The organism is Bacillus sp. FMQ74 (assembly GCF_001875785.1).
Lineage (GTDB): Bacteria > Bacillota > Bacilli > Bacillales > Bacillaceae > Bacillus > Bacillus stercoris.
In genome coordinates this window covers 1-13164 of the sequence record NZ_MOEO01000024.1, presented here as the reverse complement: position 1 = coordinate 13164, position 13164 = coordinate 1, and the positions used below count along the sequence as shown (strand labels likewise).

The 13164-nt window shown below is 34.5% G+C and carries 15 protein-coding genes, 16 tRNA genes and 2 rRNA genes; 32 read left to right on the top strand and 1 reads right to left on the bottom strand.

Features of this window, described 5'->3' with window-relative positions; genetic code table 11:
- The 18 genes from BLL41_RS21790 to BLL41_RS21705 form a co-directional block, all read left to right on the top strand.
- A 23S ribosomal RNA gene (locus BLL41_RS21790) occupies nt 1–122 on the top strand; the annotation flags it as partial.
- Nucleotides 123–233: 111 nt separating this feature from the next.
- Nucleotides 234–349 (top strand): 5S ribosomal RNA (gene rrf / locus BLL41_RS21785).
- Nucleotides 350–358: 9 nt separating this feature from the next.
- Nucleotides 359–433, top strand: a tRNA-Asn gene (locus tag BLL41_RS21780).
- Nucleotides 434–438: 5 nt separating this feature from the next.
- A tRNA-Ser gene (locus BLL41_RS21775) sits at nt 439–530 on the top strand.
- 35 nt (nt 531–565) lie between these two features.
- Nucleotides 566–637: transfer RNA gene (locus tag BLL41_RS21770), tRNA-Glu, on the top strand.
- A 9-nt stretch (nt 638–646) separates the two neighbouring features.
- Nucleotides 647–722, top strand: a tRNA-Val gene (locus BLL41_RS21765).
- Between the two features lie 7 nt (nt 723–729).
- Nucleotides 730–806, top strand: a tRNA-Met gene (locus BLL41_RS21760).
- An 11-nt stretch (nt 807–817) separates the two neighbouring features.
- Nucleotides 818–894, top strand: a tRNA-Asp gene (locus BLL41_RS21755).
- Between the two features lie 12 nt (nt 895–906).
- Nucleotides 907–982 (top strand) — tRNA-Phe (locus tag BLL41_RS21750).
- 5 nt (nt 983–987) lie between these two features.
- Nucleotides 988–1060 (top strand) — tRNA-Thr (locus BLL41_RS21745).
- Between the two features lie 21 nt (nt 1061–1081).
- Nucleotides 1082–1166, top strand: a tRNA-Tyr gene (locus tag BLL41_RS21740).
- A gap of 5 nt (nt 1167–1171) precedes the next feature.
- Nucleotides 1172–1245: transfer RNA gene (locus tag BLL41_RS21735), tRNA-Trp, on the top strand.
- A gap of 24 nt (nt 1246–1269) precedes the next feature.
- Nucleotides 1270–1345, top strand: a tRNA-His gene (locus BLL41_RS21730).
- Nucleotides 1346–1354: 9 nt separating this feature from the next.
- Nucleotides 1355–1426 (top strand) — tRNA-Gln (locus tag BLL41_RS21725).
- Nucleotides 1427–1474: 48 nt separating this feature from the next.
- Nucleotides 1475–1549: transfer RNA gene (locus tag BLL41_RS21720), tRNA-Gly, on the top strand.
- A gap of 5 nt (nt 1550–1554) precedes the next feature.
- Nucleotides 1555–1625 (top strand) — tRNA-Cys (locus BLL41_RS21715).
- Between the two features lie 7 nt (nt 1626–1632).
- Nucleotides 1633–1721 (top strand) — tRNA-Leu (locus BLL41_RS21710).
- A gap of 257 nt (nt 1722–1978) precedes the next feature.
- Nucleotides 1979–2060 (top strand) — tRNA-Leu (locus BLL41_RS21705).
- A gap of 163 nt (nt 2061–2223) precedes the next feature.
- Here BLL41_RS21705 and BLL41_RS21700 read toward each other — a convergent pair.
- Complete coding sequence (locus BLL41_RS21700) at nt 2224–2703, bottom strand: HNH endonuclease (RefSeq protein WP_071579393.1); 480 nt, start codon at nt 2701–2703, stop codon at nt 2224–2226.
- Nucleotides 2704–4157: 1454 nt separating this feature from the next.
- Here BLL41_RS21700 and BLL41_RS22865 point away from each other — a divergent pair.
- The 14 genes from BLL41_RS22865 (at nt 4158) to BLL41_RS21635 (ending at nt 13088) form a co-directional block, all read left to right on the top strand.
- Nucleotides 4158–4313 (top strand): hypothetical protein, encoded by a 156-nt coding sequence (locus BLL41_RS22865; RefSeq protein ID WP_177230649.1) that lies wholly within the window; start codon nt 4158–4160, stop codon nt 4311–4313.
- Between the two features lie 6 nt (nt 4314–4319).
- Entirely contained in the window at nt 4320–4715 is a 396-nt protein-coding gene (locus tag BLL41_RS21695) for a helix-turn-helix domain-containing protein (RefSeq protein ID WP_071579392.1), read from the top strand.
- A 7-nt stretch (nt 4716–4722) separates the two neighbouring features.
- Entirely contained in the window at nt 4723–5268 is a 546-nt protein-coding gene (locus BLL41_RS21690; RefSeq protein WP_071579391.1) for an HNH endonuclease, read from the top strand.
- Between the two features lie 15 nt (nt 5269–5283).
- Nucleotides 5284–5622, top strand: a complete 339-nt coding sequence (locus BLL41_RS21685) for a hypothetical protein (RefSeq protein WP_071579390.1) — start codon at nt 5284–5286, stop codon at nt 5620–5622.
- A gap of 79 nt (nt 5623–5701) precedes the next feature.
- Nucleotides 5702–5971, top strand: a complete 270-nt coding sequence (locus tag BLL41_RS21680) for a hypothetical protein (RefSeq protein ID WP_071579389.1) — start codon at nt 5702–5704, stop codon at nt 5969–5971.
- A gap of 3 nt (nt 5972–5974) precedes the next feature.
- Nucleotides 5975–6280, top strand: a complete 306-nt coding sequence (locus tag BLL41_RS21675; protein ID WP_071579388.1) for a hypothetical protein — start codon at nt 5975–5977, stop codon at nt 6278–6280.
- A 305-nt stretch (nt 6281–6585) separates the two neighbouring features.
- Nucleotides 6586–7092 (top strand): hypothetical protein, encoded by a 507-nt coding sequence (locus BLL41_RS23195; protein ID WP_071579387.1) that lies wholly within the window; start codon nt 6586–6588, stop codon nt 7090–7092.
- 491 nt (nt 7093–7583) lie between these two features.
- Entirely contained in the window at nt 7584–8210 is a 627-nt protein-coding gene (locus tag BLL41_RS21665) for a hypothetical protein (RefSeq protein ID WP_071579386.1), read from the top strand.
- A 46-nt stretch (nt 8211–8256) separates the two neighbouring features.
- The gene (locus BLL41_RS21660; protein ID WP_071579385.1) at nt 8257–8472 is read left to right on the top strand and encodes a hypothetical protein; all 216 of its coding nucleotides are present in this window, start codon (nt 8257–8259) and stop codon (nt 8470–8472) included.
- A gap of 41 nt (nt 8473–8513) precedes the next feature.
- Complete coding sequence (locus BLL41_RS21655; RefSeq protein ID WP_071579384.1) at nt 8514–8957, top strand: hypothetical protein; 444 nt, start codon at nt 8514–8516, stop codon at nt 8955–8957.
- A gap of 122 nt (nt 8958–9079) precedes the next feature.
- Nucleotides 9080–9649 (top strand): recombinase family protein, encoded by a 570-nt coding sequence (locus tag BLL41_RS21650; RefSeq protein ID WP_071579383.1) that lies wholly within the window; start codon nt 9080–9082, stop codon nt 9647–9649.
- A gap of 933 nt (nt 9650–10582) precedes the next feature.
- On the top strand, nt 10583–10984 hold the full coding sequence (locus tag BLL41_RS21645; protein WP_071579382.1) for a hypothetical protein: 402 nt from the start codon (nt 10583–10585) through the stop codon (nt 10982–10984).
- A gap of 239 nt (nt 10985–11223) precedes the next feature.
- A complete protein-coding gene (locus BLL41_RS21640; RefSeq protein WP_083428097.1) occupies nt 11224–11853 on the top strand; it encodes an ApaLI family restriction endonuclease in 630 nt (209 codons plus the stop codon).
- A 17-nt stretch (nt 11854–11870) separates the two neighbouring features.
- On the top strand, nt 11871–13088 hold the full coding sequence (locus tag BLL41_RS21635; protein ID WP_071579381.1) for a DNA-methyltransferase: 1218 nt from the start codon (nt 11871–11873) through the stop codon (nt 13086–13088).
- Nucleotides 13089–13164 lie beyond the last annotated feature (76 nt).

The window sequence follows — 13164 nt, the reverse complement described above, 5'->3', positions numbered from 1 at the left end:
ATGAGATTTCCCATTCCGCAAGGAAGTAAGATCCCTGAAAGATGATCAGGTTGATAGGTCTGAGGTGGAAGTGTGGCGACACATGGAGCTGACAGATACTAATCGATCGAGGACTTAACCACATTTTTGATTGATGTCACACCTGTTATCTAGTTTTGAGAGAATAATTTTTTCAAAAAAACACTTGATTTTCTCAAAAATACATAGTATAATGTTAAATGTCACTGAAATTGTCTGGTGATGATGGCGAAGAGGTCACACCCGTTCCCATACCGAACACGGAAGTTAAGCTCTTCAGCGCCGATGGTAGTCGGGGGTTTCCCCCTGTGAGAGTAGGACATCGCCAGGCAGACTTCATTCCGCAGTAGCTCAGTGGTAGAGCTATCGGCTGTTAACCGATCGGTCGTAGGTTCGAATCCTACCTGCGGAGCCATTATTGGAGAGCTGTCCGAGTGGTCGAAGGAGCACGATTGGAAATCGTGTAGGCGGTCAACTCCGTCTCAAGGGTTCGAATCCCTTGCTCTCCGCCACTGATACTTATACATAATTACAATTGAAAGTCCTGGGCCCGTTGGTCAAGCGGTTAAGACACCGCCCTTTCACGGCGGTAACACGGGTTCGAATCCCGTACGGGTCATTATATGATGGAGGATTAGCTCAGCTGGGAGAGCATCTGCCTTACAAGCAGAGGGTCGGCGGTTCGAGCCCGTCATCCTCCACCATTATTATCGCGGGGTGGAGCAGTTCGGTAGCTCGTCGGGCTCATAACCCGAAGGTCGCAGGTTCAAATCCTGCCCCCGCAACCAAATTTCAAAATGGTCCGGTAGTTCAGTTGGTTAGAATGCCTGCCTGTCACGCAGGAGGTCGCGGGTTCGAGTCCCGTCCGGACCGCCATTTAAATACTTAGGCTCGGTAGCTCAGTTGGTAGAGCAACGGACTGAAAATCCGTGTGTCGGCGGTTCGATTCCGTCCCGAGCCACCACCTATGCCGGTGTAGCTCAATTGGTAGAGCAACTGACTTGTAATCAGTAGGTTGGGGGTTCAAGTCCTCTTGCCGGCACTGTTTTTCAAAATTTAATGTGGAGGGGTAGCGAAGTGGCTAAACGCGGCGGACTGTAAATCCGCTCCCTCAGGGTTCGGCAGTTCGAATCTGCCCCCCTCCACCATTTATAGGGGCATAGTTTAACGGTAGAACAGAGGTCTCCAAAACCTCCGGTGTGGGTTCGATTCCTACTGCCCCTGCCAAATTTATGACATCTTGAGATTATGGCGGTTGTGGCGAAGTGGTTAACGCACCAGATTGTGGCTCTGGCACTCGTGGGTTCGATTCCCATCAATCGCCCCATATTATCATTGGGCTATAGCCAAGCGGTAAGGCAACGGACTTTGACTCCGTCATGCGTTGGTTCGAATCCAGCTAGCCCAGTCTCACTTTTTATATCAATTGCATATGATGTATGAAGTCCCTTAAAATGCGGAAGTAGTTCAGTGGTAGAACACCACCTTGCCAAGGTGGGGGTCGCGGGTTCGAATCCCGTCTTCCGCTCCAATTACGGCGGCATAGCCAAGTGGTAAGGCAGAGGTCTGCAAAACCTTTATCCCCGGTTCGAATCCGGGTGTCGCCTTCTTATTGCCGGGGTGGTGGAATTGGCAGACACACAGGACTTAAAATCCTGCGGTAGGTGACTACCGTGCCGGTTCAAGTCCGGCCCTCGGCACCAATTTTACTTACAAGGTAAGTTGAATTGGTGTTTGTGTTTTATCATTATAACTAATCTATAAATGATCTACTTATGTAGATCATTTTTTTATTGCTTTGATTTATCATAACAGGCTAAGTTATGACACATTGATGATAAAGAATCTCTTAACACTCTTTATTTTATATTTCCAAAAAAACTTTTTTGAAATACGTTGACACATTATGAGATCCATGATATATTTATATTCGTCGGTTAGATACGACGTAAAAAAACTTGCCGGTGTGGCGGAATTGGCAGACGCGCACGACTCAAAATCGTGTTCCTTCTGGAGTGTCGGTTCGACCCCGACCACCGGTATCTGAAATCGTTGTTATATCAACACTTCTAACAGTTTTTTGTTAGGAGTGTTTTTCTTTTTCTAAAAGATTTTTTACAAGTAATCATGCGTGATTTAGTTTTATTACCTAATAATATTATTACAAGTTCTGAAAGTCGTAAACTCCCCGCATTTTCCTAACCTCTAAACAACGTGTTTCCACAACTTTCCCTTTTTAATTTTACTTATGATTGATACATCTACCTCATACATTTTTGCTATTTCCGTTTGAGTATGTTTTTTCATGGATAACATTTGTTTAATTTGTCTTACATCATGTTCATTTAATTTTGCTCTTGGAATAAGCCCTTTTAGATGTTCAGTCGAATTTAATCCAGTTTTGATTGCATGAATATTATTTTCTTTTTGAGTAATCGCTTCAAGATTAGTTATTCGATTGTCTGTCTTAATACCGTTTTTATGATTGACAGTTAACCCAATTAAATTAACTCCAGCTGCTGTTAAAATAACCTCATGCACCCGATAACTTTTGTATTTTAATTTGATTGATAAGTACCCATTTTTAGTGAGCCATGCTTTCCTGTTCAAAATTAACCCACGTTCAACATCAATATTTAAAAGATCAATGTATTCCTTTAAATGTTCATATCGTTGTTTATTCATTTAATCTCACCCGTATGTTATATACAAAATTCCATGAGATTTTTAATTTCATTTAAAAAATATTTTATTTTTGTATATAACCAATGACGAGTATTTACGTTCTATTGCAATTAAATTTGTTTGATAGTATTTCATCACGAAATTAATTTAAAACGTGCTACGTTGAAATGCTTAACGATAGTAACGAATGAAATCATTTTTATTATTTATAAATACAAAAAAGAAAATATTATCAGGTTGAGTTCCATCATGGTTCTTATATAATACTTGAGAAAAATGAATGGAACATAATTGAATAATGACAAATAAAAACCCCGTTTCATATGTTATCAGCGCCAACTGATAACGAAACGGAGTTTCAACCGCATTCTCACCTTCCACAGTACCAATGCGGCGTTTATATGGTTATTATATAATCATATTCAAAGTTACTCAACAGATTTCAAGCATTCCTGTTGGTATAAAAACGCTTTTTAGCTCGTGGTACGGTGAGAAATGCACGGGTTGAAAGGCGTTTTTATTTGTCCAACGTGGAATGCCTAACAATACGTTGTAAAAATAACCTTGGTAGGTGAGTTGAGCCGTTGCATAAAATCAACAGACTGCAAATATACGGATTTCCTTGTTTGCCGTTGCAGTTGTTAGAGGCTGACGCTCATAATCGGTCAGGGAAGGTGAACCGGGTCCTCACGGGGACGGTAGCACCAACAAATCTCGCATTTTGGACGGTTCTGAAATGTAAAAAGTTGGTGTGGGTGAAAACCCAGTGTAAAACAAGGTGTGAAAAACATCATTCTCAGCTTTTCACGATACACTTACCTACCTACCAGAAAATCACAAATTGCAAAATTAACACCATGAAAACCCTTCATGATTTTCTGGTAGGTAGGTGTATTTTGTTCTTCCATCATAACTCGCTTTTCACAATAGATGCTTGTTAAACTAAATGCTTATTAAAATAAATTGATTTAACTAAATGATACATAATTAAATTTAAAAATTCGTTTTTAGAAATGTAAATTTTAAATGCTACAATGTTTTCTTAATTGCACGAATAGAAAACATCATTAAATGATTTAGAACACGTTAGAAACGAAATACTGCAATTTTAGCTAAAGCTGTTATTTACTCAATTATGCAGAGTTTTATTAGCGTTGGAAATATAAGCACCCAAAATAAATGGGTGTTTTTTGTTTATGTAACAAAACAAAAGAATTGATACATAACAAAGTCTATTAAAAACGTGATAGGAACAACACTTAGCACGTTTTTAATAGTTTTGGGCAATCAAATATGTAACCTATCAAATATCAATGTAACATCATATGAAATAAATTCAGAATATTCCGTTAAAAACCTTGTTCTGGCATGGTGGGTTGATATAATGACCATGACTTATATAAGACCATTTCCCTTATTTCATTCAATTAACAATGAAAGGAGCGGTTAAAACAATGCGAAAAAAACGAGATCCACGAAAGCATTATCCAGTAAGCTATTGGAAATCAATGACTCAAACATCATTAAAAAACTTATTTAAAGCATTGGAAGAAGAAGCAAAACGTGAAGCGGAAGAAAAACGTGAAGTTGAAAAAATGGTAAATGGGTGATGTTATATGGACAATAAAAAAACATTTCCAACTTGGGACGATATAGAAACAATTATCAAAAATCATGGTAAATATATTGTTCTTACATCACGAATGAAAAACGGTGAATTAAAACCTTATTTATTAGGTCCATATAAAACCTATGAAGATATCGAAAAACTCCAAACAAATTGCAATATATCCATTTTAAAAGTAGTTGAATTAGCTTCAAAAGAACATGAGCAAGTATTGGAATACGTATCAAAATGTGAGAGCGAACCTGAAAGAAAAACAAAATTAACCAAAGAACTAATTGAAGAAATTCAACGTTTAGCAAATGAAAATGTTCCACCAAAAGAAATCGCTGAAAAATATGGAATTGCTCGTTCAACAGTTAGTAAGTATGTAAAAAAAGCGAGGTGAAATCATCATGAGTTGGTTCAACATTGATGGCTTTAAAAACCGATTATCTTATTTTGATGAAGATACCGTAGTAATAGAAGCAACCAGCCGAGATAAAGAACATTGGTATAACATCATGATTGATAAAAACGATTTAAAAAGAATTGTTGAACGGTACAGTTCCATTAGCGTTGCGGTATATCGAGAAGGAAATTTTTATGCTGTAGGAACAATAAAAGGACAAAACAACAAGCATGAACGAGTACACCGATTTATCATAAATTGTCCAAAAGGTTATCAAGTAGATCATATTAATCATGATACATTGAACAATAAAAAATCCAATTTACGAATAGCAACTCATTCACAAAACCAACAAAACAGGAAAAACGCCCAAAATAACAGTAAAACGGAAATAAGAGGAGTTCGTTGGTTTGAAAAACGTAAGAAATGGGCAGTTCATGTATCACGAAATAAAAGAAGATATTATTTTGGTTATTATGATGATAAACAAGAAGCAGCTGAAATCGCTCGATTAGCACGAAAAGCGTTACAACCATATTCAAACAATTAAAGCGGGTGGTAACAAATGCCAAAGTTTGAAATAAAAATGAACAATCATAATCATAAATGGGAAATATACCGAGTCTATCAAATTGACCAAGTAAGATACCGACAACATCATGGATATTATAATTCACTACATGAAGCGGAACGGAAAGCCAACCAATTAAATGCAATCCATGAAGGATTGAAACAAGAACAATCAAAATCAAAACATCCAAATTTAGCTGAACAAATAGGCCATAAAATATTAATTGATGTAAAACAATATGGATTATCCATTCGACAAATATCTCAAAAATACAATATTTCATATGCAACAGCACGAAAGATACGAAGAAAGGTAATTGAAGATGCCAATTAAATCTCATGATACGACAACAAAAAACCACGTCTAACCGTTGGTAAATCAAAGAATTATGTAAGGGGAGGTGCCTATAAAGATGGAATATAAACGAAGTATAAAAATTATGTCCAGAGATGATGTAAAAAAAGTATTAACACGAACTTACAACGATTTAGCTACTGGAAAGGAAAAGAATATATCTAAAATTAAGGCAATCATTTATTTATGCAATACGTTATTAACTGCCTTTAAGCATGATGATGAGTGGAAACAATTCAAGGAGCAAATGGAAATGGATAAGAAAATCTATGAGTACGAACGTAAATTAATGGAAATCGAGGAATACCTACGAGAACGGGGGCTGTAGCATATGAGTTTGAAATCATTATTATCATTTGAACGAAAACTAAAGCGGATTGAACGTGCAACCATTGAAGAAAATCCAATTAATGTATCAGTATTTGCTTATTCTCCATCTGAATGGAATGTAAATACTCAATCATTTGAAGATGAAAACAATGCTGAATTAGGATTGGTAACTGCATTTAAGGGCTTTGAAAAATATAAGGAAATCATTGAAAAAGCGTCCAATTTACATGAAGCACGTTATTTAGCACGACAAAACAACATCAATCTTACAGTTAAACCGTTAACAGACCCTTTTGATGAATGGTAAATCAGCCAAAATTGTATGTTTTAGACCCCTCTAAGACCCCAACTCTATGAAAATATCACCATAAATGGTGTTTAATATAAATCATGTAATCATTTAGGAGGTATTATTTCAATGCCACGAAAAACACGGAAGCAAATGTTAAAACCAAGAAAACGTAAAAACAAAAAGCGGAAGGAGAATGAAAATGGCACAAAAAGAGATGCTCGTTGATATTATCGTGAAAACACTAAAACCATATTTTGAACGATTAGAAAAAATTGAAAAGGAATTGGCACAATTAAAGTCTTCAAAAGGAGGTGAATAAATTGCCGAGAGAGTTGAAAAATGCAGACATTGATTTTATATCATATGTTGACCGACCAGCCAACAAACGAAAATTTTTAATGACCAAATCAAAGGAGGAATTACAAATGGATATTAAACAATTACAAAAGTTATTGGAAGATGCTATTAAACCATTGGAGCAAAGAATTGCACGAGTTGAAAAAGCTCATGGATTAAATCAATCTCAATCAATCGTAAAATCACAAAAACAATCAAATGAAGGTGGCGTATTTGATGACCTTTTCGAACAACGAAAAGCCAGCATTGAAAAGTTCAACCAAGAAACACAAATCTATCAATCATTAGATGACCGCCTCGGACTTCCAGAAGTTGTTGAAAAAGAGGAAGATGAAGACTTTGTAGCAGGACGTGATTTTACAGATGTTCACGGGGAACGAACTTCCCAAAAAATTAATGGAAAGCACAGTTTTCTCGATTGGGATCCAAACAAGGAAGAAGATGAAAATGCACCAAAAAATTATTATTAAGGCGGTGTTATTTCAATGAATAACCACCAAACGCTTAATAAAATGAAATCACTCAAAGGTAACCATTCATTACAGTTGAAACACCAACTACACGTTGGAAAATACAATCCACGAACTCGGTCTTGGGAAAAACCATTGCCGAAGGATAAAATTGAAAAGGGAAATGCTTTTTAATACCATTATTGATTAATGGCCCAGTCATAATGGTTTCTTATAATGAAGGCGGATAAAACATCCGTCTTTTTTGTTAGTTTCAAAATCGAACAATAAAGGAACTAAATCAAATACATAATGGGTAAGACGTGAAATTAATGTTCTTTTAGTATCAGAAAATAGTTTCTCATTTATTAGTTTCATAATGATATAAACAAACCTTTTAGAAATCTCCAAAAATTCCCGTTTTTAACCTTGAGACCAATTTCATGGCGTCTTATTATGAACTCAACCGATAATATTACCTGATAATAAAACTAAATGGGAGATGATTTAAAATGATGAAAACAAAATTAACTGTGGTATCTAAAAATGCCAAAAACAAAAAGGAAATCACTATCATTGTGGACAACGAAAACAAAACTGCTTTCAACGAAACTACCCAAAAGGAAATCAAACTCGACTCAATCCGCAAAAATTATGAAATTATCGCAGAAGAACCTGTAATTGAAGAAAATGCTGTTGAAACAATCGAAAAAACATCACCAGAAACAAATACTGACGATACTAACGAAGTTAAAAATGATGATGAAGTAAAACACGTTGAAAACGAAAAATCAAATGCTGACGAAACTAACAACGAAGAACAAAATGAAGCTGAAGCTGAAATGGAACCTTTCCCATTCGATAATGTAACTGTGGAAGATGATGTTCATAAAAAACATGGCGAAATCAAAATTGTTTCATTTACTTACAATGGATATTCTGTCAGCCTCCACTTTTTCGCTGACAAAAACAACTGCCTAAGATTAGTCAAACGTGGCGCAAAAGTTTGGGCAACTGGTGAAAAGAAAATGGCGGTTAATACAACATCATTGAAAAAGGCATTAACTGAAATTGGTATTTTAGACGAAGATATGCAACGTGCAAAACAAACATTATTGGAAATCAAAAAGGCGGGCTAATTGCTCGCTTTTCCATATTAATCTATTAAAACAGGAGGACGATAACATGAACAAATTATTCTCATTGCTACTGGATTATGGTTATTCAATCGAAGCGGCTACGAAACTATCAATGGATAAAGAATTAATTAAATTCATTGATTACCTCATTATTAGCGGAGAATACGAAATCATGGAAGATTTATTTGAAGACCCAGGGTTCCATGAAGGATTGGAAGCACAATTAGAAAATCCAATAACATTTGCTGATATGGTTGGGTAATTATGCTCAACCATTCACAATGAAAACGGGAGGAAATCACAATGAAACATATTTTATCTTTAATGGTTGAGAAAAAACGATTGGAAGACCAATACGGTTGGAGGTCATGTTTTGATGTTCCAGAACAATACGACAAGATGGAAAATCTATCAGTTGAAATCATGAATAATCTAAAAGAATACGAAAAACACCATGCAGATATTTTGGCATCTAATTTATATGATGTTTTGGACACGATTGCTTTTGAAATTGTAAATGGAAACATATCAGAAGAAGCTGAAGTTATGTTTTATACCCAAGATGATTATTTGGAAACTTATGTATTAGGCAATTTCAACGAAGAACAGATGGAAGTATTTGATAAATTATTTTATTACATGAACTCAGACGACCGTGCTGGGTGGTTGAAATCAAATTACATTAACAATGATCCAAACGAATACACAGATAACCTCGTGAACTTTGTTGTAGTTGTCATTGAATAACATTAGTAACGGTGTAGCTCGTTTGCTACGCCGTTTTCTTCATCAATCAATATAAAACTATCAAACAACATAAAAAAACGAACTATGACAAAGCTATGAATTTCTAACGGGAGGTATTTTAAATGAAAATAGGATATGCTCGAGTAAGTACTGAAGAACAAAAGCTGGAACGTCAATTAGATGCTTTGAACGAAGCGGGTTGTGAAAGGATCTTCCTTGAAAAAATAACAGGTACAAAACGAAACCGACCGGAATTGGATAAGTTGTTGAATATTCTAAGAGAAGGTGATGTTGTGATTATAAGCGATTTAACACGACTTGGTAGGAGCACTAATGATTTAATTACAATCGTGAATGAGATAAAAGAACGTGGAGCAGACCTTAAAAGTTTGAAAGAAACTTGGTTAGATACTACAACACCACAAGGAAAATTGATGTTTACTATATTTTCAGGATTGGCAGAATTTGAAAGAGATTTAATTGTTCAACGTACAAAGGAAGGGCTTGAAGCCGCCAAAAGGCGTGGAGTGAAAGTTGGGAGAAAGCCAGCCGAAAAAGACAAAGTGGAATTGTTGTTCAAATTATACGATAGCAAACAATACACTATTAAAGAAATAATGACAGCAACTGGATTATCTAAACCAACTGTTTTCCGATATTTACGAAAAAGAAAAAGTGGTACTTTATCTTGAAATTGCTAATTTAATCCATGATAATAACCATGAGGGTCTGGTTGTTACCCTATCATCGGAAAACAACTGTTTTCATATCTAATATCCTCGTCTTTATGGGTGCTCGTGGTTGCGGAAACAACTACGAGCATTTAATTAGTCGTCAAACGGGTAGTGCCATCGAAATTAGTTTAAAATTGGGAAGTGCCACGAAATTCAATCAGAAAGTGCCACACGAACGAGCGCTGGGATAATAAAGGAACGGGTAGTGCCACAAGAACACGAAAAATCTAAAAAATTTCATGTAAACAAGCATAAAATCGTGCTTTCGTGCATAAATTTTTACTATGTAAAAATTATTTGAACGGAAATATAGACATTTTTAGCGGGGCAAGTACGCCTCGCTTTTTTATTTGTCCTTCATTCTGTTAAGAATCTGAACAGATATTGATGATATACGAAATCTATTAAGTTTTGTAACAGATTTGGGCAATATAAATAAAAAATCACGAACACCAATATTGGCATTCGTGATTTTTCAAAAGGAGAAACATTGTAGGCTCACATATAATATACAAAACTATTGAAATAAATTAAGGGAAAATAAAAAAGATCCCGATTTATTCGGGACCTTATGGAGTGATTGATGATGTATTAAAACATCATACAATTAAATTATATTGCTTCATTCAATGCCGTATAACTAAAAATTAATCCGCCATTGAAGGCGGAAGAATAAAGGGGGATTGGGTATATAAATTAGACTTTGGAAATAACATTCTTGATTACATTTTCATTATTACATAATATTACCGTTAATAAAAGATAAAAAATCCATTTTTCAGTATCTTATACTCCAAAATTTTGTCGAGCGAACTAACTTTTTTCCACTCTATCATTCTAAAATTGTCCTCGTTTATTGTATGTTCAAACAATATGAGGAGTGATTGATTGATGATTGTAAAAATTAATGGAGAAGTCATTCAGCAACCTGAAATGGTAGAAATTCCTGTTTATATGATTGATGAAAAATTGGAGAAAATCGAAAAAGTGGGCAAAAGGCTAATTCCTATTTCATTAGCAACTGGACTAATGAATGTATCAAAACCAACATTTGCCCAAACATCTATTGAAACTTCAGCTACCGTTGGAGATGCAATTATGCCTATATTAACTTTGATACAAGATATAGCGTTTCCAGTATCAATCATTGTAGCATCTTGGGGTTTAATTGAAATAATGATAGGTCAACCAATTGGTAAGGAAAAAATAAAACATTCAATCATTGGATTTATTGGAATTTATGTCATACCAACATTATTTAAAACAATTCGGACAGCATTTGCTGGGTTATAAAAAATAAAGCACTCTTCCAAAATTGGATGAGTGCCTTTTTTAGTATCTAAAAGACTGCAATATCTTAACTACTTTAAGAAACTATTAAAAGAATGATGTATCAACAATAAAATAAAAGTATTTTAATCGACCGTTAAAGAAACTATAGTTACTTCGATTAGGTGTATATTTTTCCGCCATGTCAATTTTCCAGTTTGTGTAGTAAAATAAAATAAGTATAATGTATTGGGGGAAAAATTGTGTCTACATCAATCGAGCAGGAAATCAGAGTTTTGGCGGATAAATATGCAAAACAATTAAATGAAAAAGTATTAGAACGTGTGGAAGAAATGAAAGAAGATGATAATTCCCATTATCTAATTTATCGAGTGTTAAAAGTTACCCTTGAAGAAGGGGAATTAATAGATATTTATCAAAACAAAGGACGTTTCCTTTACAAATATGCTGGTTCATTTCTCGAAGAAGCGGCTATCATGTGTTTTGTCCATAAATTTGGAGAAAAAGCACAAAAGGTAAGAATACCAAATACTCGTGGGCAAAGACCAAAAACTTTTGAAATTGATTGTTTAGTAGATAACAATGCTCATGAAATCAAATGGAGAGACGCAACAACTGACGGAGACCATATCACTAAAGAACATACCAGAATTAAAGTTATTAAAGATGCTGGTTATGTTCCTATTCGTGTTATGTTTTATTATCCAAATAGAGCACAAGCTATTAAAATCCAACAAACATTGGAAACATTATATGAGGGAGTAGACGGGCATTATTTCTATGGAGATTCCGCATGGGAATATGTTAAAAATACTACAGGGGTAGATTTAAAAGGTATCCTTACAAAGATAGCTGATGAAAACACGAAATAAGGAGGAATTATTAATAAATGGCAGTATTATTAGGCGACTGTTTAGAACAACTTAAGAATATACCAGAAAAAAGTGTTGACCTAATTTATTTAGACCCACCGTTTTTTACACAAAGAAAACAAACATTGAAAACACGAGATAATTCTAAAGAATATTCATTTGATGATAGTTGGGATTCAATTTCGGATTATATTCAATTTATGAAGGACAGGCTGCAAGAATGCCATAGAGTTTTGAAAAAAACTGGTTCTATCTTTTTACATTGTGATAAATCTGCTTCCCATTATTTAAGGGTAGCATTGGATGATGTTTTCGGAATGGATAATTTCCAAAGTGAAATCATATGGACTTATAAAAGGTGGTCTAATTCTAAAAAAGGTCTATTGAATAACCATCAAAATATATATTTTTATAGTAAATCTAAATCATTCAAATTTAATACGATTTATACCGATTACTCACCAACAACTAATTTAGACCAAATATTGCAAGAACGTGTTAGAGATGAAAATGCAAAATCCAAATATAAAGTGGATGAAAATGGACAAGTTGTTTTGGGTAAAGAGAAAAAAGGAGTTCCTTTATCAGATGTTTGGAATATACCATTCTTAAACCCAAAAGCGAAAGAAAGAACTGGTTATCCAACTCAAAAACCTATTTTATTATTGGAACAAATAATCAAAATTGCAACTGATGAAGGAGATACCGTTTTAGATCCTTTTTGCGGTAGTGGAACAACATTAGTAGCGGCTGATTTATTAAATAGGAATTATATCGGCATTGATGTTTTAGAAGATGCAATCGAACTTACAAAAGAACGATTGAACAATCCAATAAAAACGAAGTCTTATTTATTGGAAAAAGGTGAAAAAGAGTATCTAAACAAAGATGAAACAGAAATGGCAATACTTAATAGCCTAAATGCTCTTCCAGTTCAAAGAAACAAAGGAATTGATGGATTTTTGCGTGAACATTACCAAGAAAAACCTGTTCCAGTTAAAATTCAAAAACCAGATGAAACATTTGAAGAAGCATTGGGCAATTTAATTCATGCAAGTAAAAAACGTAGTTGCATTTTAAAAATATTAATTAAAACAAAACATGAAGATAATTTAATGGACTTCATTACACAAGAACAACCAGATGAAAATCTCATAGTAATAGATAGTTATGATTTAGTGATAAGAAATTGGATTAGATATAATGGGAATGTAGATGAATTTGTTACCCAATAAAAAAGGAGACGCCATTGTTTAGGCGTCTCTTTTGGTAACTATTTTCTTTTACGTTTGAATGATGATTTATTAGATA